Below are 23,182 nucleotides of genomic sequence, written 5' to 3' on the forward strand. Positions count from 1 at the left end.
CAATTTCCTTCCCCAGCATTCACCGGCCGCCCCAGTCTAGTTCTCCTGCGGGCGACCGGTGCGCAGGTCAGGCCGGGGACAGGGTGAGGCTGATGCTGTTGATGCAGTAGCGCAGATCGGTCGGGGTGCCGTACCCCTCGCCCTCGAACACGTGCCCGAGGTGCGAGCCGCAGTTGGCGCAACGGACCTCGACCCGCTTCATGCCGAGGTCGTGGTCCTCGATGTACTCGACACGCTCCTCGGCGAGCGGCGCGAAGAACGACGGCCAGCCGCAGTGCGAGTCGAACTTGGTCTCGCTGCGGAACAGTTCCGCGTCACACGCCCGGCACTTGTACACCCCGACCGTCTTGGTGTCGGTGTACTCACCGACGAACGGCCGCTCGGTCCCGGCCTTGCGCAGCACGTGGAACTCCGCGGGGGACAGCTGCGCCTTCCACTCCGCGTCGGACTTCTGGACCGTGTACTGCTTGGTGTCATCTGTCACCACACCAGTATCGGCCGCCCGGACGCGAAAACCCCGCCCAGGCGACCGACGTAACACTGCGGTTAGCGCACCCAGGAGGGCAGCGGGATGAGCTTGACCACCTGCGGGTCGTGGTCGGAGATCTGGTCCGGGAACTCCGCGTTCATGTGCACGACGTCGTACGCCGCCGTCGGGCGCAGGTTCTGCGAGACCAGGATCTGGTCCAGGATCTGGCTGTTTCCCTCGAACACGTAGCTGTAGCGCTCCTTCAGCGGCAGCGTCCGCGGCAGGTCGACGAGCGCGCTCTGGCCCGATCCGACCAGGATGTCCGCGGTCTGCGACCAGTCGAAGTCGTTCAGGTCACCCAGTACGACGATGTTCGTGCCCTTGTCCTTGGCGAGGATCTGGTCCACGAACCCACGGACCGCGGCGGCCTGCTCGTGCCGCTTCGGGGCGCTGGACTGCACCGGCGGCTGGAACCGGCCCCAGAGCGGGTCATCGCCGCCCTTGGAACTGAAGTGGTTCACGACCACGAACACGCTCTGCCCGTGCCACTTGAACTCGCCCGCCAGCGGCACCCGCGTCGCCTCCCACGCGGGGTTCGCCGGATCGACCCGGCCCGGCGACGAGCTCAGGTGCGGACGGCCGGCGTGGTCGGTGACGATCGTGGTCGCGGTCGTCGAGCCACCGCCGGGGGTGTCGACGAACTTCAGCGGCTTGTCGGTGCGGTACAGGAACGCGACCCGGATGTTGCCGCCCGGCTCGCCGCCCTCGGCGTTGTTCACCGGGTCGATCTCCCGCCACGCGTACTTCGGGCCGCCGGCCTTCACGATCGCGGCGGCGAGCAGGTTGAGCGTCTTGTCCGCGGCCGTCGTCCCGGAGTTGACCGCGCCGTCGTTGTCCTGGACCTCCTCGAGCCCGAGGATGTCCGGCGCCGCGAGGTTGTGGACGACGGCCTGCGCGAGCCCGTCGAACTTGGCGTCACCGTCGGACGGGTCAAGGTTTTCCACATTGAACGTCGCCACCGACAGTTGCACCGGCGACGACGCCCGGGTCGTCTCGCGCTTGACGCCGCCGTCGATCACGGCCGGGGTCGTGGTCGGCAGGAACTTGAAGTTCCCGAACGAGTAGTCGAGGACGCCGGTGACGGTGCCCGCCAGCTTGTCGCCGGTCTTGGCGTCCGGGATCGGTGTCAGTACGTCGTCGAGCAGCACCCGCTCCGGGTTGCTGTCGGTCTTCTGCAGCAGGATCCCGCCGCGCACCGTTCGGACGCTGGCTCCGGCCGGTACGACGGACAGCTCGCGGAAGGAACTGGTCGGACCGGTGACCTCGGGCTTGTTGATGCCCAGCCACATGCCCTCGAGCGACTCCCAGAAGTCCAGGCCGTCGTTCGCTGGGTCGAAGGCGGTGCTCGTCTTCTCGACGTCACCGTTCGAGTCGTCGTCGATCACGGTCGACGGCGGCACCCGTCCGCCCTTTCCGACGATCGTCGGCGCCGGAACCGTACCGGGGCCGGTCACGGTGATCTTCGGGTTGGTCAGCTCGGTGGTGGTGAGGTTCGTCGTACCGCCCGAACCGCCAGGGCGGAACTCCGCGACCGAACCTTCGACGGTGACCGCGTCCCCGACGGCGACGGTCGGCGCGGTGCTGGTGAAGACGAACAGGCCCTCGCTGGTCGCGGGGTTGCTGTCCGGCTGGGTGTCCTGGAACCAGAACCCGTTGGTGCTCTTCGCGGTCACCACACCGGTGACGTTGCTGACCCGCTTGCCCTCCAGCGGTGAGCGGTGCGCGGCGCCCTGGACGTCGTGGATCTTCGCGTCCACCGGCGGCTCGGCCGGCCCGCCGGTCAGCGCGCCCGGCGACGGGTTGCCCGCGACGAAGTCGGCGCTGTTGTTGTCGGTGTCCTGCTTCGGATCCGTCCGCGCGGCCGAGGTCGTGTTCGACAGGCCGGGCGCGGGCGTGGTCTCGGAGTCGTTCGCCGTACCGAAGCCGACGTAGTCGCGGACCGCGGGGTCGGCGTGGCAGGCGGAGCCACAGGCCAGCGCGGTCTGGTTGGTGACCAGGGCGACCTTGCCGGCGGACGCGGACATCGGGATCGACCCGGTCGCGTCCGGCGTCGGCATCGGCTGCCCGTTCCCGGCGCCGGCGCCTTCCTGGACCAGGTACGCCGCGCCCGGCGCGATGCTCCCGGACAGCTTCGTGACCTGCCACGACGTACCGGCCGCCGACGCGTACTGCACCGACCAGCCGCTCACGTCGACCGGGGCCGAACTGTTGTTGGTCAGCTCCACGAAGTCGTTCGTGTACGGGGCGCCGGAGTTGCCGCCACCGCCGTACACCTCGGTGATGACCACATCGGTGGACGCGGCGTCGGCGGGTCGCGCCACGAAGGCGGCGGCGCCGGCGATGGCGAGACTGGAGGTGACCACGAGTGCGCCCAGGCGGCGCCGTGATCGGATCAGGGCAGACATGGCCGGATTCTCACACCAGCACGCGGACTGTCCAAGGTCCAACACGTGAACACCAGGTACGCACCCGAAAGGCACGGGTGATCATGCACGCAGCTCGAGCAGCCGGTACACCTCGACGGGGTCGGCCTTGCCCTTCAGGCTGACCGGGCCGAGGGACTCCGTGCGTGCCTGCGGCAGCAGTTCCCTGGTCCGCGGCCCGATCGCGACCCCGCCGCCGGGCGCGGCCCCCTCGATCCGGGACGCCACGTTGACCGTGTCCCCGATCACCGTGTGGGTCCGCCCGCCCTCCGTCCCGAGCAGGCTGACCGATGCGATCCCGCTGTTGATCCCGACCCGGAACTGCGGCCAGTTGGGGTGCGACTCCCGTACGGCGGCCGCCGCCTCCTGCAGCGAGAGCCCGGCCGCGGCGGCCCGCGCGGCGTGGTCCGGCTGGTCCCCACGCTTGTTGAACGTGACCATCAGTGCGTCCCCGATGATCCGGTCGACATCCCCGCCGTGCCGCCGGACGACGGGTGGCACCACGACCTCGAAGTATGTGTTGAGCATGGTGGTGACTTCGGCCGGGTCGTGCTGCTCGGAGAACGTGGTGAAGCCCTGCAGGTCCGCGAACAGCACGCTCAGCTCGCGCCGCCCGGACACGGTGTCCTCCTGGTACAGGTCCGCGAACCGCTCCTCGTACCACTGGATCCGCACCCCGGCGACGACCAGGACGAACGCGGCGAGCATCAGCACATGCCACTCCCACCACGACAGCGCCCAGTTCCGCGCGAACACCAGCGCGACCATCGCCTCGGCGAGCAGGACGAACGCGGAGACCATCGACAGCACCATCAGCGACGGCCGCGCCCACCACGTCCGCAGGTAGCGTCCCGCGGCGACGGCGTACAGCAGCACGGCCGGTACGGCGAGCGTCGTGAGGATGCCGTCGGCAACTTCTGGTACGGCGGTGCCGTGCAGCGGAGGCAGCCGGAGGACGGAAGCAACCGCCCACAATGCCATCAGCGCCAGCAATGCAGCCCGCAGTTGGCGGCCGAGCCTGACGCCGGACAGGGTGAGACTCGACAGGAACGCGAACACCGACGCCAGCGCGACGCCGACCGGTGTCGCGAGGGTGAAACCGGCGTTCGGCGTGTCCAGCAAGACCTTCGGGGTCGCGAGCGCATGCAGTCCGAGGAAGCCCGCCGCGGACAGGAACGCCAGCGACACGAACAGCACCCGGGCGTCACCTCGCCGTACCGCTGCCGCTCCGGTCGCGTAGGCGAGTACTGCGCTCAGCGCCGCAGTAAGAAGTACCAACCAGAAGTGCGCGGGGTGATGCTCCCAGTGCACGTCGAGGCGCGGAGCCCGCAGGAGCAGCACCAGGCCGGCAAGCGGTATCAGCAACACCAGGGCGGTCAGACCGACCATGGCCGGCGTGTAGATGAACCGCCTCTCAGGCATCCGCCGAGACCTTGAGATGGGTGTGGACCTGCGAGACCACGACGGAGCCTTCACCGACCGCCGAGGCGACCCGTTTCACCGATCCACAGCGCACGTCTCCGACCGCGAACAGCCCGGGCACGGTTGTCTCGTACGGCTGTGGCGGCCGGTCCTCGTGCCACTCCGGATCCGCGGCGGCGTCCGACCCGGTCAGTACGAACCCGTGCGCGTCCCGCCCCAGCTCCGCCGGCAGCCACCCGGTTCCCGGCACTGCACCGATCATCACGAACAGCCCGTCGGCCGGAACCGTCTCCTCGTCCCCGGTCCGCCGATCACGCAGTACGACCTCCTGCAGCCGGCCGTCGCCACCGCCGCCGATCACCTCGCTCGACGCCCGCACGGTGACGTTGTCCGCGGCATCGATCGCGTCGATCAGGTACTGCGACATGGTCGCCGCGAGGTCCTCGCCGCGGATCACCAGCAGCACGTGCCGGCAGTACCGGGCCAGATGCAGGACGGCCTGCCCGGCCGAGTTGCCGCCGCCGACCACGCATGCGTCCCGGTCCTGCAAGCCGTGCGCCTCCGAGACGCTCGCGCCGTAGTACACCCCGGCTCCGACGAGCTTCTCCAGCGACGCTACGTCGAGCCGCCGGTACGCCACGCCGGTCGCGAGAACGACCGCACGCGCCGTCACCTCACCGACCGCACCGATCCTCGCGACGAACCGGTCGCCGCGCCGCTCCAGCTGCTCGACGCTGCGCATCAGTACGAAATGCGCCCCGAACACCCACGCCTGCTGGTAGCCGCGCTGCGCCAGCTCCGACCCGCGGATGCCGCGCGAGAAGCCCAGGTAGTTCCGGATCAGCGAACTGGTCCCGGCCTGTCCACCGATCGACTCGCGCTCCACGACCAGCGTTCGCAGACCCTCCGACGACCCGTAGACGGCCGCCGCCAGCCCACCCGGGCCGGCGCCGATCACAAGCAGGTCGAAAGAACGGTCCGCGTCGTCGGCGAGATTCGTTGGGACGCCCCACGCTTCGGCGATCGCCGCGTCACTCGGATCGTGCAGTACCGCACCGCCGACGGCCGGCATCCAGACGAGCACGCCGGCACCCGGATCCGGTTCGCCGATGTACGCGAGCGCGTCGTTCGCCAGCGCCGTACCGCTCTCCCGGAACGCACTCGGGATGCCGTTGCGGGCCAGCAGGCTGCGGATCGCCTGACCGCGGACCGACGCGGCGCCCGCGATCACCACCACCTCGCGCAGGTTCGCGACCTCGAACCGCGACCATTCCTGGACGAACTCCGCGACCGTCCGGTGGAACAGCTCGTCGTGCCGGATCCACGGCTTCAGTACGTAGTAGTTGATGTCGCCGACCGACATCGCGGACAGGATCGCGGACGCCGTGGTCCGGTCCGCCCACGCGCCCCACTCGATCAGCAGCGCCCGGCGGGCATCCGGGTGCAACGTCCGCGACGCGGCGAGGATCTGCGCCCGTTCGTCGTCCGGGAGGGCGTGGTCGACGAGCACCACGGCAACCCGCTGTTCCCAGTCGTGTGCCCGCTGCAAGCAGTCCAGCGCGGCCGCCGCCGTCAGCTCGCCGCGGACCCGGAAGTCCGCTCCGAAGCCGCGATCCAGCTCCGTCTCGCACCGCTCCAGACGCTCCGGGTCAGCGTCGACGACGAGCAGCACCGGCCTGGCCGTACGCAGCCTGGGCCCACCCCCGAGTTCCCCACCCATGATTGTGACGGTAGGGCCGCGGGTCCGGACCCGCAATGGACAAAGCGTTTGACCGGTCCAGAGTTGCGACCGCCAAGTGGACTACACCGACCGTGCGGATGCTGCCTAGCGTGAAGACATGACCGAGACCCCGAAGACCAACTCCGTACTGTCGATGCTGGGTTCCCAGACGCCGTCGATTCCGGACGGTGCCCACGTGATGACGGCGACGGTCGAGCTGCCGCCCGGTGACGCCGGGTCGCCGCCGCACCGGCACTCCGGGCCGGTGTTCGGGTACATGGTCGAAGGCGAGATGATCTTCGAGCTCGAGGGCGAGCCGGAGTACGTGATCAAGGCCGGCGAGGCGTTCTGGGAGCCGGGCGGCGACGTCGTGCACTACCAGGCGGCGAACAACCTGGCCGACTCCTGGAGCCGGTTCGTGGTGGTGATGATCTGCGCGCCCGGGCAGGACATGCTGACGTACCTGAGCGACGAAGAGCTGACTGAGCGCGCGGACCGGCGGGCGCCGCGGCCGGCGGGGAAATGAGGATGGGGATGCGGATCTTCTTGGCAGGCGCCTCGGGGGTGGTCGGCAGGCAGGCGATTCCGGCCCTGCTCGCCGCCGGGCACGACGTGGTCGGCCTCGGTCGCGGGCAGCAGTCCTGCGACACGATCGCTGCCCTGGGCGCGGAACCGGTCATCGGTGACGTGTACGACGCCGACGGCCTGGCCGAGCTCGTCCGCGCCGCACGACCTGACGTCGTGATGCACCAGTTGACCGATCTCGGCGCCGGCGACCGAACCGCGAACGCGCGGCTGCGCATGGTCGGGACCCGCAACCTGGTCGACGCCGCGCAGGCGGCCGGCGTCCGGCGAATGGTTGCCCAGAGCATCTCGTGGGTCTACGCGCCCGGTACCGATCCGGCCGCCGAGGACACACCACTCGACCCCGACAGCGCACCCGGCCGGCACGGGACGGTCGAGGCGGTCGCGACGCTGGAGAGCGCGGTCGCCGAGCTGCCGGAGTGGGTCGTCCTGCGGTACGGGACGCTGTACGGGCCAGGCACCTGGTACGAGCGTGGCGGGCTGATGGCCCAGGCCGCTGAGGCAGGCAAGCTTCCGGCCACCGCGGACGTGTCGAGCTTCCTGCACGTCGAGGACGCTGCCTCAGCTGCGGTCGAGGCGCTGTCGTGGCCGTCGGGCGCAGTCAACATCTGCGACGACGAGCCTGCCGCCGGCGACGTGTGGGTCCCGGTGTTCTGCGCGGCGGTCGGCGCGCCGCAACCGGAGCCGTCGCAGACCGAGCGGACCGGCTGGGCGCGAGGCGCGGACAACACCAAGGCCCGAAAGGAACTCGGCTGGACACCCCACCACCTCTCCTGGCGCGAAGGTTTCTAGCGCCACCGGGCGAAGTCGGCTCCGTCCAGGACTTCGGCCAAGGTGTCGAGCGCGGAACGCCACAAGTGCGGCGGCGGCGTCGCGTACCCGATGACAACCCCGCCGCCGCCGCGCGTGGGGGAGTGCCAGTAGCCGGCGCCGTGCAGACCGATCAGGCGGAGTCCGGCCGCTAGCGCGTCCTCGACGATGCGCTTCTCCTCCTGCGGCGAGGCCAGTGGCAGCAGCGCGTGCAGCCCTGCCGGTACGCCGTCGAACGGCACATCGGTCAACGTGGCGACTCGTTCGGCAAGCTCGGCGCGGCGCTTCTGGTAGCTCTGCCGCGCACGGCGCACGTGCCGGTCGTAGTCGCCGCGATCCACGAGGTCGGCGAGGGCGAGTTGATCGGGCGCACCAACGGTCGCCCCGGTGTCCGCGATCGCGTCCAGTACCGGGATGCGCAGCGGCTCGGGCAGTACGAGCCAGCCGATCCGCAGCCCGGGCGCCAGCGCCTTGCTGGTGCTGCCCGCGAAGACCACGCGGTCAGGTGCCAGCGCCTGCAGAGCGCCGACCGGCTGCTTGTCGTACCGGAACTCGCCGTCGTAGTCGTCCTCGATGACGAAGCCGTCGCGGTCGTTCGCCCAGTCGACGAACACGGTGCGCAACGCTGGATCGAGCACGACCCCGCGCGGATGCTGGTGGCTCGGTGTCAGCAGTACGGCGCCCGCGTCCGCGACGAGGCCGGCCGGATCCGCGCCCTGCGGACCGACGGTCAGTGGTGAGGTTGCGAGCCCAGCTCCGTGGATCAGTCGCCGATGATGGGGCAGACCTGGATCCTCCGTGGCGATCATGCGGACACCGGCGCCGTGCAGAGCGCGGGACACCATCGCCAGCCCGTGGGTGAAACCGCTCGTGATCACCACTGCGGACGCGTCCGCCCGGACGCCGCGGGTCCGGGAGACGTACGCCGCGATCGCCTTCCGCAGTTCGGGCAGCCCGGCCGGATCGCTGTAATCCAGGCTCGCGTGCGGCGCGGCAGCAAGTGAACGCTTGACGCTCGCTGCCCAGACGGCAACGGGGAACAGGCTGAGGTCCGGACGGCCGGGTCGCAGATCGATGATCCGGCGGGCTGTCCCGGCCGTCGCCGGTGTGCCGGCGACGAGGTTCGCTGCCGGCCGCCGGGTTTCGGCGACCCAAGTCCCGGCGCCGGTCGCGGTGACGAGGTAGCCCTCGGCGGTCAGTTGCGCGTACGCCTCGACCACCGTGCCGCGCGCCAGGCCCAGATCGTCGGCAAGACTCCGGGTGCCGGGGAGGCGAGTGCCCGCTGGCAACCGGCCGGAAGCAACTGCCTCGCGCAGCGCGGACTCGATCGACCGGCCCACACCGCTACCCACACCGCCGCCTGCGTCGACGGCGAGGTGCAGGTCGATGCCCAGCGAGCCCCGTCCGGTACCGGTCGCCCGGGAATGTGCCATGGGCCTATTTGATCACCGGTCCTGCCCGCCCCAGTGGGACAGGACCGGTGAAACTCCAACTGTCAGCCGACGCTGACGGCCGACCAGGCCGCGGCGACCGCAGCCTTCTCCGCGCTGTCCGCGCCGTACAGGTCGGTGGCCGCGTTCAGCGTCGCGGTCCGGGCCTGTGCGTACGTCGTACCGCTGGTCATGTACGTGGTCAGCGCCCGGAACCAGATCTTGCCGAGCTTGTCATGGCCGATGCCCGTCAGCGTCGACCCGTTGCAGGTCGGCGAGTTGTGCGGCAGGCCGCCGATCGTCTTCGCGCCGGAGCCTTCGGCGAGCAGGTACGCGAAGTGGTTGGCGATCGCGGACGAGTAGTGCACGTCCAGGTTGCCGACGTCGGAGGTGTAGCAGTCCGGCGACGTGCCGTCCTTGCTCGGCTTGTCCATGAACCGCAGCGCCGGGCGGTCCTTCATGATCTTCTCGCCGATGTAGTAGTCGCCCGGGTCGGTGGGGTTGTTCGCGTAGAACTCCACCATCGTGCCCAGGATGTCGCTGGTGGCCTCGTTCAGGCCGCCGGACTCACCGGAGTACGTGAGGTTCGCGGTGTGCTCGGTGACGCCGTGGGACATCTCGTGGCCGGCCACGTCGATCGACACGAGCGGGCCGGCGGCGACGTTGTCACCGTCCCCGTACGTCATCTGCTTGCCGTCCCAGAACGCGTTCACGTAATTGGTGCCGTAGTGCACGCGGCTCGGGACGCCCTTGCCGTCGCCGAAGATCCCGTTCCGCCCGTGCACGTTCTTGTAGTAGTCGTACGTCGTCGCGGCACCGTAGTGCGCGTCGACCGCCGCACTCGCCCGGTCCGCGTTCGTGCCGGTGCCCCAGTGGTTGTCCGCGTCGGTGAACTTGGTCGGCGTCGGGCACCCGAGCTGCAGGATCTGGCACAGGATCGAGTCGGTCTGGTTCTTCGCGTCGCCGGTCCAGCCGCCACCGCGGGTCGCGTCGGTCAGCGTGAAGCCGCCCGTCGCCGTACTGGTCTCGAGCGGCACGGTCCCGGAGTACAGGCTCTTGCCGTCACCGGTGGCGGTCTCGATGTGCTGCTCGCTGATCAGCTTCGCGCCGGTCAGGGCGTCGACCGTGGTGGTGATGCGGCTCGGCGTGCCGTCCTTCTGGGTGCCGACCGTGGTGACCAGGTAGGCCAGCCGCGGCGCGCCCTTGCGGGCCTCGATCACCAGACTCGGCTTGCCGTCGGCCTTCAGGCCCTTGGCGAGCGCCTTGGCGGTCGCGGTCGCGGCCCCGAGCTTGGGCGTACGGCTGATGTTCGCGCTCCTGCTCAGCGTCAGGGTGGCGCCCTTGAAGGCACCGTTCTTCGCCTGATGCACGACGACGTCACCGCCGAGAACCGGGAGACCCCCGATCGTGCGGTCCATCCGGACGTGGCTGGAGCCGTCCTTGTCGACGATGACGTCCTTGACCACGAACGCGTCGGCCGTCGAGGCCCGCAACGCGGTCAGGTGGCTGGAGACGGCGGCCTTGGCCTTCGCGACGGCCGCGGCGGGTGTGGGGACAGGAGATGCCGTCGGCGCGCCGGTGGCGGTAGATGCGCTGGTCAGTCCGAGGGCGGTGGTGGTCGCCACTGCAGTCGCAGCGGCGAACAGGGCGGATCTGTTCATCCTCGCGCTCCTTGTCAGGTGTCCCGGGGCCTCACGCCCCAGGAACGAGGTGCTGGAACGTTACCGCCCAGTCACCTTCGGTGGCCAGGGGTCGAGAAAAGTTGCCTTTCCGCCCGATCCGCACAGCGCGTGACGGGTTTTGGTCGGCCCGGGGCGATAGCGTCTCGGCATGGCGAAGAGCACACCGGTGATGCTCACCGTGGGGGACCGGGACGTTCGGGTCTCCACTCCTGAACGTGTTGTGTACGAGGCGACCGACTGGGCTGCGGAGGTCACGAAGCTCCAGGTCTGTGAGTACTTCGTCGCCGTGGCACCGGCGTTCATGCACGCGTCCGGCGATCGCCCGGTGGCCCTGGAGCGCTGGCCCGGCGGCTGGCGCGAGGGCATGACGCTGTCGGTGGACGCGGTCGGGCGTCAGACCGGTGACGGGTTCTACTCCAAGCGCCTCCCGAAGGGCGCGCCCGACTGGCTCGAGACCTGCCGGGTACTGACGCCGAACGCGCGCCCGATCGACGAGCTCTGCCTGTCGGAGCCGGCCGCCGCGGTCTGGGCGGCGCAGATGGGCACGCTGACGTTCCACCCGTGGGCGGTCCGCAAGACCGATCTCGACCGGCCCGACGAGCTGCGCCTCGACCTCGATCCGCAGCCCGGCGCGACCTTCACCGACGCCCGCCGGGTGGCCGCCGTCGCCCGCGAGCTGCTCGAGGAGCTGGGCCTGCGCGGCTACCCGAAGACGAGCGGCAACCGGGGCATCCACATCTACGTCCGGATCCGCCCGGAGTGGTCCTTCGACGAGGTGCGGCACGCCGTCATCGGCCTCGGCCGCGAGCTCGAGCGCCGCGACGACGGCGTCACCACCGCCTGGTGGAAGGAGGAGCGCGGCGACGCCTCGATCTTCCTGGACTTCAACCAGAACCTCCGCGACCGGACCGTCGCCGGAGCCTGGTCGCTGCGTCCGCGCCCGGGCGCCCCGGTCAGTACTCCGATGACCTGGGAGCGGCTCGCCGAGGTCGACGACCCGCGCGCGTTCAACCTGCACACCGTCCCGGAGTACCTCGCCGACGGCGACCCGTGGGCCGACATGGACGATACGGCGTACGCGCTCGATCCGCTGCTGCGGCTGTGGGATGAGCTGCCCGGCGGCGAGCTGAACTTCCCGCCCGACTACCCGAAGATGCCGGGCGAGCCGCCCCGCGTGCAGCCGAGCAAGAAGGTCGCCGAGCACTGGGACGAGGACGGGAACCGGATCCCCGACTGAGGTTGTCTGACACTTGGTGCGGCTGTCTCGTCGGATGGGTGTCAACATGTTCATTCGCAAGGAGAGACACCCGTTATGGACGCACGTCTGGATCTGTTCAACAACCCGGTGATCGGCAAGTTCATCAAGCACCTCAACTCGGCGGCCATGGTCGCCACGTCGGTCGGGATCCCGAAGAGCACGCTCGAGCTGCTCGAGCTGCGGGTCAGCCAGATCAACGGCTGCGCGGTCTGCGTCGACATGCACTCGAAGGACCTCGCGCACCACGGCGAGACGCCGGTCCGGATCAACCTGGTCGCGACCTGGCGCGAGGCGACCGTCTACACCGACGCCGAACGCGCCGCGCTCGCCCTCGCCGAGGAGAGCACCCGGATCGCCGACGCCGCCGGTGGCGTCTCCGACGAGGTGTGGCTGAACGCCGCCAAGCACTACAACGAGGAGCAGTTGGCCGGCCTGATCGCGGCGATCGGCGGCATCAACACCTGGAACCGCATCAACATCATCACCCAGCAACCAGCCGGCGACTACGTCCCCGGCCAATGGGGCTAACCCCACCACCCCGGCACGCCCCCGCGGCTCGCACCATTTGAGTGGTTCACCTCGCAGGTTGCCCGTTCCCCTGCCGCATGTGTGGGGTGAAGGGGCAACTTCAGGGGTTAACCACTCAAATGCGCGCGCCCTCGGGCGCGCCGGACGGCGCGGGGTGGGTGGCGCGGCGCGGCGCGGGTCGGGCGGGGTGGGTTAGAGGGTGCGGAGGGCGCCGCCGTCGATTGGGATGATTGCGCCGGTCAGGTACGAGGCGGCGGGGGAGAGTACGAAGGCGGCGACCCGGCCGAACTCGTCCGGGTCGCCGTAGCGGCGCAGCGGGATCGTCTTCTCCGAGGCGCGCCGGACGGCCTCGGGGTCGCCGGACTTGCCGTCCAGCTCCTTCAGGCGGTCTGTGGAGATCCGGCCCGGCATCAGGCCGTTCACCCGGGTGCCGTTCGGGCCGAGCTCGTCGGCGAGCGTCTTCGCGACCATCGCCAGCCCGGGACGCAGACCGTTCGAGATCGCCAGGCCGCTGATCGGCGACTTCACCGACGACGACAGCACGAAGGCGATCGAGGTGTCCTCGGCGCCGGCCCGCGCGACCGCGCGGGCGATCCGCAGCCCGCCCAGGAAGACGCTGTCGAACGCCGCGCGCCAGTGCTCCTCGTCGGTGTCCAGCGCGGTCCCGGCCCGCGGCCCGCCGACGCTGATCAGGGCGCCGTGCAGCTCGCCCCACTTGGCGATCGCGGTCGCGGCCAGCCGCTCCGCGCTGTCCGGGTCGGCGTTGTCGACCGGGATCCCGACCACGTTCCCGCCGAGGGCCGACAGCTCGGCCGCGGCGCGCGTGATCGACTCCTCGTTCCGGCTGGAGATCACCAGCCGGGCGCCTTCGGCGGCGAGGGCCTTCGCGGTGGCGAAGCCCAGCCCGGCGCTGGCGCCGGTGACGATGTAGGTGCGATCGCGAAGTCCTAGGTCCACACCACCATCCTGCCGCACCACACCCGGCCGCGCACCTCGACCGTGGCCGACGGCAAGAATCAGGCGGCAGGACTCAGTAGGCGGACCTGCGGACCGGGGACTCGGCCGTGGTGAGGTGCCATGCGGTGTTCACCAGGCCCAGATGCGAGAACGCCTGCGGGAAATTCCCGAGCATCCGTCCGGACTTCACGTCGTACTCCTCCGCGAGCAGCCCGACGTCGTTGCGCAGGGCAACGAGCTTCTCGTACAGGTCGCGGGCCTCGCCGACCCGCCCGGTCATCGCGAGCGCGTCGGCCAGCCAGAACGAGCAGATCAGGAACGTGCCCTCCTCGTCGTTCAGCCCGTCGTCGGTGTGCTCGGTCAGGTACCGCCGGACGAACCCGTCCGACGCCAGCTCGCGCTGCACCGCGTCGACGGTACCGATCACCCGCGGGTCGTCCGCAGGCAGGAAGCCCACCTGCGGGATCAGCAGCACCGCGGCGTCCAGCGCCTTGCTCCCGTACGCCTGCGTGAACGTGTTCCGGTCCGCGTCGTACGCCTGCTCGCAGACTGCCCGGTGAATCTCGTCCGCGCGGGCCCGCCACTGTTTGGCCGGTCCGCTCAGCCCGAACCGCTCGACCGCCCGCGCGGCCCGGTCGAACGCGACCCACGCCATCACCTTCGAGTACGTGAAGTGCTGGCGCCCGCCGCGAACCTCCCAGATCCCTTCGTCGGGCTGGTCCCACACGTCGTCCAGGTGCCGCATCAGACCGCGCTGCACCTGCCACGCCTCGTCGGTCGCGCCGATCTGCGCCTCCCGGGCGAGCGCGAGTACGTCCATCACCTCGCCGAACACGTCGATCTGCAGCTGTTCGGCGGCCGCGTTCCCGATCCGTACCGGGGCCGACCCGGCGAACCCGGGCAGCCAGCCCGCCTCGAACTCGGTGAGCCGCCGTTCGCCGGTCACGCCGTACATGATCTGCAGGTCCTGCGGGGAGCCCGCGATCGCGCGCAGCAGCCAGTCCCGCCAGGCCTCCGCCTCGTCGGTGTAGCCGGCGCGCAGCATCGCGGACAGCGTCATCGTTGCATCGCGCAACCAGCAGTACCGGTAGTCCCAGTTCCGCGCGCCGCCCAGTGCTTCCGGGAGCGAGGTGGTCGGCGCCGCGACGATGCCGCCGGACGGTGCGTAGGTCAGCGCCTTCAGCGTCAGGATCGAACGCGTGACCTCCTCGCTGAGCTCGGTGGTGCTCGTACTGCGGCCGATCCAGTCCGTCCAGAACGTCTCCGTCGGCTGGAGCGCGGCCAGCGCGTCCGTGGCCTTCGGTACCGGGTGGTGCGACGGATGCCAGGTCAGCACGAACCAGGCACGGTCGCCGGTGGAGACCCGGAAGTCGCCGTACGTCGTGAGATCGCGCCCGTACTGGTGGACGTCGGACCGCAACGAGACCGCATCCGGTCCGGCGATCGCGTCGATCTGCCCGTCGGAGCGGCGTACCCACGGAACGACGTGACCGTAGTCGAACCGCAGCTTCAACTCGGAGCGCATCTCCACGGAACCGCTGATGCCTTCGACGATCCGGACGACGTCCGGTGCGGCATCGCGCGGCGGCATGAAGTCGATGACCCGCACCGAACCGGTCGGCGTCGACCACTCGGTCTCCAGGACCAGCGTGTCGCCGCGGTAGTGCCGGCTGCTGACCGCGTCGGCGTCCCGGGGCGCGATCCGCCAGTGTCCGTTGTCGTCGGTGCCGAGCAGCGCGGCGAAGCACGCGGGGGAGTCGAACCGCGGGAAGCACAGCCAGTCGATCGATCCCTGCTTCGACACCAGTGCGGCGGTCTGCAGGTCACCGATCAGCGCATAGTCCTCAATCCGGCGCTCCGGCACGGGCCGCGGGTCGCTCGACGAGTTCGCTGTCGGCCGGCGTGTCTCCCGAGCTGCCATTCGGCCCTCCCTGTTTGGTGAAGTAGACGAGACCACCGAGCGCGAGCAGCGCGAAGAAGAACCACTGCAGCGCGTAGAAGAAGTGGGGACCGTCGTCGATCTCCGGACCCGGGAACCCGCTGAACGCCGGGTCGTTGGCGGGATCCTGCTTCGTCACCTGCAGGTAGCCGTCGTACAGGTCGAGCCCGAGGACCTTCGCGTAGTCGGGTCCGTTGATGAGTCGTGCCGTACCGCCGTCGGGAACACCGCCGTTCGTGTGGCCGCCGCGCTCGCTGCGCTGCAGGCGGCCGGTCACGGTCACCTCACCTGTCGGTACGGCAGGAACGTGCAGCGGCATCAGCTCGGAGTCCTGACGGGCGATGAACCCGCGGTCGACGAGCACCGCCTTCCCGTCCGCGAGCACCAGCGGCGTGACGATCTCGAACCCCGGCTTGTCCTCGACGTTGCGGTACTTCAGCACGATCTGCTTCGAGGCGTCGTACCGCCCGGTGGCGATCGCGGTCCGCCATGCGTGCTGGTCGCCGACCACGCCCGGTGCGCCGACGATCCGGTCGATCGGCGCCGGCTGCGCGGCCAGGTTCGTCCGGGTCACCTCGTTGCGCGCCTTGCGCTCGTCGAGCCGGTGCAGCTGCCAGCGGCCGAGGGCTACACAGGCGGCAGCGAGCAGCAGGACCGCCAGCGCGGCGGTGATCCAGCGGATGTTCATCAGACGACCCACGTCTCGAACTTAAGCCATCGCCTGAAACCGCCGACGCCCGGCACGTACGCTGGGGGGATGACGGCGATCCAGCAAGCGACGCGGACGGGCCTGGCGGACCGGTACGGCCGGGTTGCCACCGACCTCAGGGTGTCCCTCACGGATCGCTGCAACCTGCGCTGCACGTACTGCATGCCCGAGGAAGGCCTGGACTGGCTCGCGAAGCCGGAGCTGCTCACCGACGACGAGGTCGTCCGCCTGGTGTCGGTGGCCGTGACGCAGCTGGGCGTGCACGAGATCCGCTTCACCGGCGGCGAACCGCTGCTGCGCCGCGGCCTGGTCGACATCGTCGGCCGGACGACGCGGCTCACGCCCCGCCCCGAGGTGTCACTGACCACGAACGGGATCGGCCTTGCCCGGCAGGCGAAAGCGCTGAAGGAAGCCGGTCTGGACCGGGTGAATGTGAGCCTCGACACCGTCGATGCGGACACGTTCAAGACGCTGACCCGGCGGGACCGGCTGAAGGACGTGATCGCGGGGCTCGAGGCCGCACACGAGGCGGGTCTGACCCCGGTGAAGGTGAATGCGGTCCTCATGCGCGGCGTGAACGACGCACAAGCGCCGCAATTGCTGGAGTTCTGCCTCGAACGCGGTTACGAACTGCGGTTCATCGAGCAGATGCCGCTGGACGCCCAGCACGGCTGGGACCGCGCGACGATGATCACCGCCGAGGAGATCCTCGACCGGCTCACCGAGCGGTTCCACCTGACGCCGGACGACGCGTCCAAGCGCGGGAGCGCCCCGGCGGAGTCGTTCCTGGTCGCGGGCGGTCCGCAGACGGTCGGCATCATCGCCTCGGTCACGCGGCCGTTCTGCGGCGACTGCGACCGGGTCCGGCTGACCGCCGACGGTCAGGTCCGGGACTGCCTGTTCGCGCGCACCGAGTCCGACCTGCGGACGGCCCTGCGGGCCGGCGCCGACGACGACGAACTGGCGGGCCGCTGGCGGCGCGCGATGGCCGGCAAACTGCCGGGCCACGGCATCAACGACCCGAGCTTCCTGCAACCGTCCCGGCCGATGTCTGCCATCGGCGGTTGATCGGCGGCGACGCTCTCACACCGGCCTAATCCGGAAATATAGTTTTTCGCAATCCGGTGGGCGTGTGCGCTCGACATTCACCGAGTGAATGGTTCGACCTCGCGCAGGAATGACCGGCGCTCCAGGAAGTCGGACAAGCTCGCCTTGTGTTCGTCACAGGCCAGCCAGGTCTTGCGCCGGTCCGGGGTGTGGATCTTCGGGTTGTTCCAGCGCAACGCCCAGGTCGCAGCGTTGCCACACCCCCTGGCTGAGCAGGTGGTCGGCGCCTCCGGAACGTTGTCATCGGTCATCCGCGGCTGCCATTCCTCTGCATTCCTGATGTCTCAACAATCAATAACCGGGGCAAAATGAAGCGACGTCGGACAGCCACGGGGGGAGCCGTCCGACGCCGCATCAAGTCCCTGAATTCCACTACGAACTTCAGAGCACGCGGGAGATTCTGACACGAATCAGTCCAAATTTTCCAGTCCCGGCCAAGATCACTTTTCGGTGTCGGTGGAACGGTCCTGAATCGGCTCGTCGGCGGCCGGTACGACGACCGCCGGACGGTCCCCGATCGCCGGTCGTGCGGGGGCGATGTAGGCGTTGTCGTTGGTCTGTTTCGTGGACCCGTGGGAGTTCGCCAGCACCACGGCGACGTACGGCAGCACGATCGCCCCGACCACGAACCCCCAGCGCCACGGCGACGGCGTGACGACGGCAAGGATGAAGCAGACCACCCGGATCGACATCGTCCAGGCGTACTTCGCGATCCGGCTGTCCAGATCCTCGGAGTGGCCGCGTTGTGCACTCGTCACCGAAATAACCGCCGCGCCGCTCCGCTCATGGCGTCTCGACATCTATCCTCCTCACCAAGAACAACGGTACGCCGCGCCGCCCGCCCCGGCGCATCCAGGCTGCAGAAGAGAGGAATGTCATGAGCGATCGGACCTATCGGGTCACCGAGATTGTGGGCACCTCCAAAGAGGGCTTGAACCAGGCGATCACCAACGGGCTGGAGCGGGCCGGCGAGACCCTGCGGCACCTCGACTGGTTCGAGGTCACCGAGATCCGCGGGCACCTCGTCGACAACCAGGTCGACCACTACCAGGTCGGGATGAAGGTCGGCTTCCGCCTCGAAGACTCCTAAGTCGGAAACCCACGCCCTGGTGGGATAGCGTTCCTCCGACCGACGACGTGAGGAGGGCTTGTGGGCAGGTCTGTGCTGGTGACCGGAGGCAACCGGGGCATCGGGCTGGCGATCGCGACCGCGTTCAAGGAGGCCGGTGACGAGGTCGCCGTGACCTACAACTCCAGCCCGCCGCCGGACGGCTTCCTCGGGGTGAAGTGCGACATCACCGACCAGGAGCAGGTCGACGCGGCGTTCGACACGATCGCGGAGCAGCACGGGCCGGTCGAGGTGCTGGTGGCGAACGCCGGCATCACCCGCGACACGCTGCTGCTGCGGATGTCCGACGACGACTGGGACCAGGTCCTGCAGACCAACCTGACCGGTTCGTTCCGGGTCGCCCGCCGGGCGGCGAAGGGCATGCTGCGGCTGCGCAAGGGCCGGATCGTGTTCATCTCCTCGGTGGTCGGCCTGCTCGGCTCGCCGGGACAGGTGAACTACGCGGCCAGCAAGTCCGGCCTGATCGGGATGGCGCGCTCGATCGCCCGCGAGCTGGGCAGCCGTGGCATCACCGCGAACGTGGTCGCGCCGGGCTTCGTCGAGACCGACATGACCGCGGTGCTGCCGGAGGAGACCCAGAAGCAGTACCTCGGCCAGATCCCGCTCGGCCGCTTCGGGCTCACCGAGGAGATCGCGAACGCGGTCCGCTGGCTGGCGTCCGAGGAGGCCGGCTACATCACCGGCGCGGTGCTTCCGGTCGACGGCGGCATCGGCATGGGTAACTGAAACTTCATCTGGCACTTTTCTGGAAAGGGACAGGCCGGTGGGCATCCTCGACGGCAAGCGCATCCTGGTCGCGGGCGTCACGCTCGACACCTCGATCGGTTTCGCGACCGCGAAAGTGGCGCAGGAGCAGGGCGCGACCGTGCTCATCTCGAACTTCGGCCGCGCGCTGAGCATCACCAAGCGGATCGCGAAACGCCTTCCCGTCGAGCCGCCGGTGCTCGAGCTGGACGTCACCGATCCCGAGCACCTGGCGGCGCTGCCGGACGCGGTCCGCGAGCACGTCGACGGGCTGGACGGCGTCGTGCACTCGATCGCGTACGGGAACCCGGAGACGATCCTCGGCGGCAAGTTCCTGGACGGACCGTGGGACGACGTGGCGCAGGCCGTGCACGTGTCGGCGTACAGCCTGAAGTCGCTCGCGGTGACCTGCGCGCCGCTGATGAGCCGCGGCGGCAGCGTGGTCGGGATGACGTTCGACGCGACCGTGGCCTGGCCCGGATACGACTGGATGGGGGTCGCCAAGGCGGCGCTCGAGTCCACCAGCCGGTACCTGGCGCGCGATCTCGGCGCGCAGGGCATCCGGTGCAACCTGGTCTCGGCCGGCCCGCTGAAGACGCTGGCCGCGAAGGCGATTCCGGGCTTCGAGAAGTTCGAGGAGCCGTGGCTGGACAAGGCCCCGCTGGGCTGGGACCCGTCCGACCTGGAGCCGACCGGCCGCACCATCGTGGCGCTGCTCAGTGACTTCTTCCCGGCGACCACCGGCGAGATCGTGCACGTCGACGGCGGCTACCACGCGATGGGAGCGTAGTGGCAACGTCCCTGGTAGAGCTCCGCGTTCTCGACGGCGCCAACCTGTACTTCAGTCGTGCCGCGGTGAAGCTGACGCTGGACCTGTCGGCGCTCGTGGACGCGCCGGCACCGGCCGCGAAGGCGTACGCGCAGGCGATCGGTCTCGGTGCGACCCGTCCGGGCCGGATCGGGTCCGGTTTCCGGCAGCGGTTCGCGATCCGGGTCGTCGGTCACGTCGTCCGGCGGATCGCGCGCGAGGCGGGCATCGGACGGATCGGTGTCCGGGTGCGCCCGGAGTCCGACGTACGGCGGCTCGTGGTCGCGTTCCCGTGGGCGCACGAGGGACGCGCGCGGGCGCTCGGCGCGGCGATCGTCGAGGTCCTGGATGCGTTCGGTGCCGACGAGCTGTCCGGCCTGATGGGGACGGTGGGCGAGCGAGTGCGGGACGAGCCGCCGGGCAACCCGCCGCCGACGCTGCGGCCGAAGGTGCCGGTCGTCGCGGTCACCGGCACGAACGGCAAGACCACCACCTCGCGGATGATCGCGCACATCGGCCGGGCCGCCGGGCTGCACGTCGGCTGGTCGAGCACCGACGGCGTGTACTTCGACGGCGAGCTGGTGAAGTACGGCGACTTCTCCGGGCCGAGCGGCGCCGGACAGGTGCTGTCCCAGCCGGGCATCGAGCTCGCGGTCACCGAGACCGCCCGCGGCGGGATCCTGCGCCGCGGCATCGGCATCGCGTACAACGACGTGTCGGTGGTCACCAACGTCACCGCGGACCACCTCGGCCTGGGCGGGATCGACACCGTCGACCAGCTCGCCGAGGTGAAGGCGGTGATCACGCAGATCACCCGGCCGCGCGGCTGGTGCGTCGTGAACGGCGACGACCCGCGGACCTTCGCGATGCGGCTCGGTTCGCCGGCCAAGTGCTGGGTGTTCTCGCGGGACCCCGACTCGCCGTCGATCCGGAGCGTGCTCGACGAGGGCGGCCGGGCGACGGCCGTGCTCGACGGCTTCGTCACCGTGCTGGACAACGCGCGTGACCCGGAGCCGTTGCTCAAGGTGGTCGACGTGCCGATGACGCTGTCCGGGCTGTCGCACTACAACGTCGAGAACACGCTGGCGGCGGCCTCGGCCGCGCTCGGGCTCGGGTTGCCGCGGGCCGCGGTGATCGAAGGGCTGAGTACGTTCGCGCCGAACGAGAACAACCCCGGCCGGATGAACATGTACTCGCTGCGCGACTTCACGGTGATCATCGACCTCGCGCACAACGAGGCCGGGCTGGAGGCGCTGCTCGAGATCATGAACGGCGTCCGGCCCACGGACGGCCGGCTGCTGCTCGCGATGGGCTCGCCGGGCGACCGGTCCGACGACATGGTCGCGACGCTCGGCGCGATGGGCGCCCGGGCGGCCGATCGGGTGACGATCGGGCACAAGAGCGACTACCTGCGCGGGCGGCCGCCGGCGGAGCTCGAGGCGGTGTTCCGGGAGGGTGCCGCGTCGGTCGGCGTGGACGACGTACCGGCGTTCCCGACCGAGCTGGAGGCGACGCAGGCACTGGTCTCGGAGGCCCGGCCGGGCGATGTGGTGGCAGTGATGTCTCTGCAGGATCGGGCGAGTCTTGACGCCTGGTTGCGGTCCGAGGGAGCTACTGTCGACACACCGGAGATCTTGAAGAGCAAGGTCGAAAGAGCCCAGCACTAGCTCCATCCGCCCCCTTGGCCGGGATGGTTGGGGTGGAACGGGGTTGTGATGCGCTACCTGTGGTCGATTCCGGCCGCGGTGGTCGCCTGGTTCGTGGGCGGCTTCTCCGCGACGTACCTGAAGGGGCTCCCGGAGGGTACGACGGCGTTCGTGCCGGCGCGGATCGACCTGCTGGTACTCGGAGGCTTCGCCGGCGGTGTGCTCGCGGGGCTGCTGATCGGGCGCGTCCGGATCGCTGTACCGCTGGTTCTGGTCGTTGCCGCGGGCATGTGGTGGGCGACCGGGACCTCGTTCGGCCAGCGGGACCTGCTGATCACGTTGCTCGTGGCAAGCGCTCTCGGTGCGTTCTTCGGTGCCCTCGGCACCAGAAGCTCGGTGCTCGCGGCGTTCGCCCTGGCGCTGCCGGTCGCTTGGACCGCGATGCGTCCGGCCGAGCAGCTGGGGGACTGGCGCTGGTTGTGGCAGCTGAACGGTCTGCTGGTCGGCGCCGGGCTCGCGTTGCTGCTCTACATCGCGTGCTGGAAGCGCGGCTGGCGTTCGGCCGGGTCGTGGATCCCGCTGACCGGGTTCTACCTGGTGTGTTTCGCCGCGGTCGAGTCCGTACGGCTGGTCAGCCAATCGTCCGGCAAGCCGATGGACGCGGTTGGCGACGCGTCGACCGAGGCGTTCTTCCAGTCGTTCGCGCCGATGCTGCGCGAGTACTGGCCGTGGATGGTGGTCGGCGTGCTGCTGGCGATCCCGATGGTTGTGCTCAAGCTCCGCGCCCTGCCGCCACCCCCGCCGGCTCCGGACCCGTACGCCGAACGCTCCAACGACGCCGTACTGTCCGACGACCTCGACTGGATCGACCAGGTGGAGCCCCGCCGCCGGCTGCTGCCGCGCCGCGACCCGGTCAGCTGACCATCGCCTCGATCCCGTCGAGGAGCCGGGCGAGACCGAACTCGACGATCCGATCGGGTGCGGACGCCGCGTACTCGGCCGGTCCGAAGCGGGCGATCATTGGGAGGTCCTGCGTGGTCAGGACGTCGTTGATCGCCTCCTGCCTGGCCTTCGTCCAGTCGTCGCGGGTGCTGCGCCGGATCGCCTCATGCTCCGCGTGCAGGCCGAGCGCGGCGCCCTGCAGTTGCGTGCTCAGCACGATCGCGGTCTGGGTCATCACCTCGAACGGCAGCCCGAGACCGTCGAGTGCCCGAATCCGCCAGTCGGTGTAGCGGAACAGGTTGGGTGCGAGCGGCGGGCGGGTGGTGTTGGCGACCAGGCGGGCGACCCATGGATGACGCAGATACACCGACCACTCGATGCGTACCGACAGCTCCAGTTTCGCGCGCCAGCCGTCCGGTCCCGGCTCGGGCAACGGCTGTTCGCCGAACACTTTGTCGACCATCAGGTTGATCAGTGCCTCGCGTCCGGGGACATGCCGGTAGAGCGACATGACGCTCGAATCCAGTGCGACCGCCACGGCGCGCATCGAGACCGCGTCGGCGCCGCCGCGGTCGCCCAGCGCGATCGCCGCGTCGACGATCGCACCGGTCGCAAGCCCGGACCCCGAGTCGGGCCCGGAGTCGGGCCCGGAGTCGGAGGTGCGGCCGAACGTCTGGGGAGCGGGCACCTCGGCGGACCGCTGCCGGTGCGCCTTCGACCGGCACGCCTGGCTGCAGTACCGGCGCGGCCGGCCGCGGCCGGAGGCCCTGACCGGAAGTACCTTGGCGCACACCTGACACGTCTCCACACCCCA

At 70.0% G+C, this 23,182-nt stretch carries 22 protein-coding genes; 10 read left to right on the plus strand and 12 right to left on the minus strand.

Annotated elements, in window-relative coordinates; all coding sequences use genetic code 11:
* Positions 1–67 precede the first annotated feature (67 nt).
* The 4 genes from msrB to ACGFI6_RS17110 all read right to left on the minus strand — a co-directional run bounded on the left by msrB (position 68) and on the right by ACGFI6_RS17110 (position 6,094).
* Positions 68–484, minus strand: coding sequence for a peptide-methionine (R)-S-oxide reductase MsrB (gene msrB, locus ACGFI6_RS17095; protein WP_393119435.1), 417 nt, complete (start codon positions 482–484; stop codon positions 68–70).
* 62 nt (positions 485–546) lie between these two features.
* Positions 547–2,934 (minus strand): lamin tail domain-containing protein, encoded by a 2,388-nt coding sequence (locus ACGFI6_RS17100; protein WP_393119437.1) that lies wholly within the window; start codon positions 2,932–2,934, stop codon positions 547–549.
* A gap of 81 nt (positions 2,935–3,015) precedes the next feature.
* Positions 3,016–4,374, minus strand: a complete 1,359-nt coding sequence (locus ACGFI6_RS17105; protein WP_393119439.1) for an adenylate/guanylate cyclase domain-containing protein — start codon at positions 4,372–4,374, stop codon at positions 3,016–3,018.
* Positions 4,367–6,094, minus strand: coding sequence for an FAD-dependent oxidoreductase (locus ACGFI6_RS17110; RefSeq protein ID WP_393119441.1), 1,728 nt, complete (start codon positions 6,092–6,094; stop codon positions 4,367–4,369). The genes ACGFI6_RS17105 and ACGFI6_RS17110 overlap by 8 nt, the downstream gene beginning before the upstream one ends.
* 118 nt (positions 6,095–6,212) lie before the next feature.
* Here ACGFI6_RS17110 and ACGFI6_RS17115 point away from each other — a divergent pair, with 118 nt between their 5' ends.
* Positions 6,213–6,620, plus strand: coding sequence for a cupin domain-containing protein (locus tag ACGFI6_RS17115; protein WP_393119443.1), 408 nt, complete (start codon positions 6,213–6,215; stop codon positions 6,618–6,620).
* Between the two features lie 8 nt (positions 6,621–6,628).
* Positions 6,629–7,471 carry an NAD-dependent epimerase/dehydratase family protein gene (locus ACGFI6_RS17120; protein ID WP_393119445.1) on the plus strand — a complete coding sequence of 281 codons (843 nt, stop codon included), beginning with the start codon at positions 6,629–6,631 and terminating at the stop codon, positions 7,469–7,471.
* On the opposite strand, the gene ACGFI6_RS17125 is transcribed toward ACGFI6_RS17120, so the two are convergent.
* Positions 7,468–8,922, minus strand: a complete 1,455-nt coding sequence (locus ACGFI6_RS17125; RefSeq protein WP_393119447.1) for a PLP-dependent aminotransferase family protein — start codon at positions 8,920–8,922, stop codon at positions 7,468–7,470. The two genes, ACGFI6_RS17120 and ACGFI6_RS17125, sit on opposite strands and share 4 nt — an antisense overlap.
* A 62-nt stretch (positions 8,923–8,984) precedes the next feature.
* Positions 8,985–10,580 (minus strand): M4 family metallopeptidase, encoded by a 1,596-nt coding sequence (locus ACGFI6_RS17130; protein ID WP_393119449.1) that lies wholly within the window; start codon positions 10,578–10,580, stop codon positions 8,985–8,987.
* A gap of 169 nt (positions 10,581–10,749) precedes the next feature.
* Here ACGFI6_RS17130 and ACGFI6_RS17135 point away from each other — a divergent pair, with 169 nt between their 5' ends.
* Both ACGFI6_RS17135 and ACGFI6_RS17140 read left to right on the plus strand, forming a co-directional pair.
* Positions 10,750–11,838, plus strand: coding sequence for a DNA polymerase domain-containing protein (locus tag ACGFI6_RS17135; protein ID WP_393119451.1), 1,089 nt, complete (start codon positions 10,750–10,752; stop codon positions 11,836–11,838).
* A gap of 75 nt (positions 11,839–11,913) precedes the next feature.
* On the plus strand, positions 11,914–12,387 hold the full coding sequence (locus tag ACGFI6_RS17140; protein WP_393119453.1) for a carboxymuconolactone decarboxylase family protein: 474 nt from the start codon (positions 11,914–11,916) through the stop codon (positions 12,385–12,387).
* 192 nt (positions 12,388–12,579) lie between these two features.
* Here ACGFI6_RS17140 and ACGFI6_RS17145 read toward each other — a convergent pair whose 3' ends face one another.
* The 3 genes from ACGFI6_RS17145 to ACGFI6_RS17155 all read right to left on the minus strand — a co-directional run bounded on the left by ACGFI6_RS17145 (position 12,580) and on the right by ACGFI6_RS17155 (position 15,983).
* On the minus strand, positions 12,580–13,344 hold the full coding sequence (locus ACGFI6_RS17145; RefSeq protein WP_393119455.1) for an SDR family oxidoreductase: 765 nt from the start codon (positions 13,342–13,344) through the stop codon (positions 12,580–12,582).
* Between the two features lie 73 nt (positions 13,345–13,417).
* A complete protein-coding gene (locus ACGFI6_RS17150) occupies positions 13,418–15,265 on the minus strand; it encodes a glycoside hydrolase family 15 protein (protein WP_393119457.1) in 1,848 nt (615 codons plus the stop codon).
* A complete protein-coding gene (locus tag ACGFI6_RS17155; RefSeq protein WP_393119459.1) occupies positions 15,189–15,983 on the minus strand; it encodes an SURF1 family protein in 795 nt (264 codons plus the stop codon). The genes ACGFI6_RS17150 and ACGFI6_RS17155 overlap by 77 nt, the downstream gene beginning before the upstream one ends.
* 57 nt (positions 15,984–16,040) lie before the next feature.
* On the opposite strand from ACGFI6_RS17155, the gene moaA reads away from it, so the two are divergent.
* Positions 16,041–17,060, plus strand: coding sequence for a GTP 3',8-cyclase MoaA (gene moaA / locus ACGFI6_RS17160; RefSeq protein WP_393119461.1), 1,020 nt, complete (start codon positions 16,041–16,043; stop codon positions 17,058–17,060).
* Positions 17,061–17,137: 77 nt separating this feature from the next.
* Here the strand turns inward: moaA and ACGFI6_RS17165 are convergent, their stop codons facing one another.
* Both ACGFI6_RS17165 and ACGFI6_RS17170 read right to left on the minus strand, forming a co-directional pair.
* Positions 17,138–17,350 (minus strand): hypothetical protein, encoded by a 213-nt coding sequence (locus tag ACGFI6_RS17165; RefSeq protein ID WP_393119462.1) that lies wholly within the window; start codon positions 17,348–17,350, stop codon positions 17,138–17,140.
* Between the two features lie 189 nt (positions 17,351–17,539).
* Positions 17,540–17,899 carry a DUF3099 domain-containing protein gene (locus tag ACGFI6_RS17170; RefSeq protein ID WP_393119464.1) on the minus strand — a complete coding sequence of 120 codons (360 nt, stop codon included), beginning with the start codon at positions 17,897–17,899 and terminating at the stop codon, positions 17,540–17,542.
* A gap of 77 nt (positions 17,900–17,976) precedes the next feature.
* Between ACGFI6_RS17170 and ACGFI6_RS17175 the strand changes: the two genes are divergently transcribed.
* From ACGFI6_RS17175 to ACGFI6_RS17195, 5 genes are read left to right on the plus strand one after another with little or no spacing between them, the layout of a single operon-like run.
* On the plus strand, positions 17,977–18,189 hold the full coding sequence (locus tag ACGFI6_RS17175) for a dodecin (RefSeq protein ID WP_393119466.1): 213 nt from the start codon (positions 17,977–17,979) through the stop codon (positions 18,187–18,189).
* Positions 18,190–18,249: 60 nt separating this feature from the next.
* Positions 18,250–18,954, plus strand: coding sequence for a 3-oxoacyl-[acyl-carrier-protein] reductase (gene fabG / locus ACGFI6_RS17180; protein WP_393119468.1), 705 nt, complete (start codon positions 18,250–18,252; stop codon positions 18,952–18,954).
* Positions 18,955–18,991: 37 nt separating this feature from the next.
* Positions 18,992–19,762, plus strand: coding sequence for an enoyl-ACP reductase FabI (gene fabI / locus ACGFI6_RS17185; RefSeq protein ID WP_393119470.1), 771 nt, complete (start codon positions 18,992–18,994; stop codon positions 19,760–19,762).
* Entirely contained in the window at positions 19,762–21,447 is a 1,686-nt protein-coding gene (locus ACGFI6_RS17190; protein WP_393119471.1) for a Mur ligase family protein, read from the plus strand. Before fabI ends, ACGFI6_RS17190 begins: the two co-directional genes overlap by 1 nt.
* Before the next feature lie 48 nt (positions 21,448–21,495).
* Positions 21,496–22,347: a hypothetical protein gene (locus ACGFI6_RS17195; RefSeq protein WP_393119752.1), complete on the plus strand. Its 852-nt coding sequence runs from the start codon at positions 21,496–21,498 to the stop codon at positions 22,345–22,347.
* On the opposite strand, the gene ACGFI6_RS17200 is transcribed toward ACGFI6_RS17195, so the two are convergent.
* Positions 22,340–23,176, minus strand: a complete 837-nt coding sequence (locus ACGFI6_RS17200) for a TetR/AcrR family transcriptional regulator (protein WP_393119472.1) — start codon at positions 23,174–23,176, stop codon at positions 22,340–22,342. The two genes, ACGFI6_RS17195 and ACGFI6_RS17200, sit on opposite strands and share 8 nt — an antisense overlap.
* Between the last annotated feature and the right edge of the window lie 6 nt (positions 23,177–23,182).

Origin of the sequence: Kribbella sp. NPDC048928 (assembly GCF_043197975.1) — a bacterium.
Taxonomy (GTDB): Bacteria; Actinomycetota; Actinomycetes; order Propionibacteriales; family Kribbellaceae; genus Kribbella.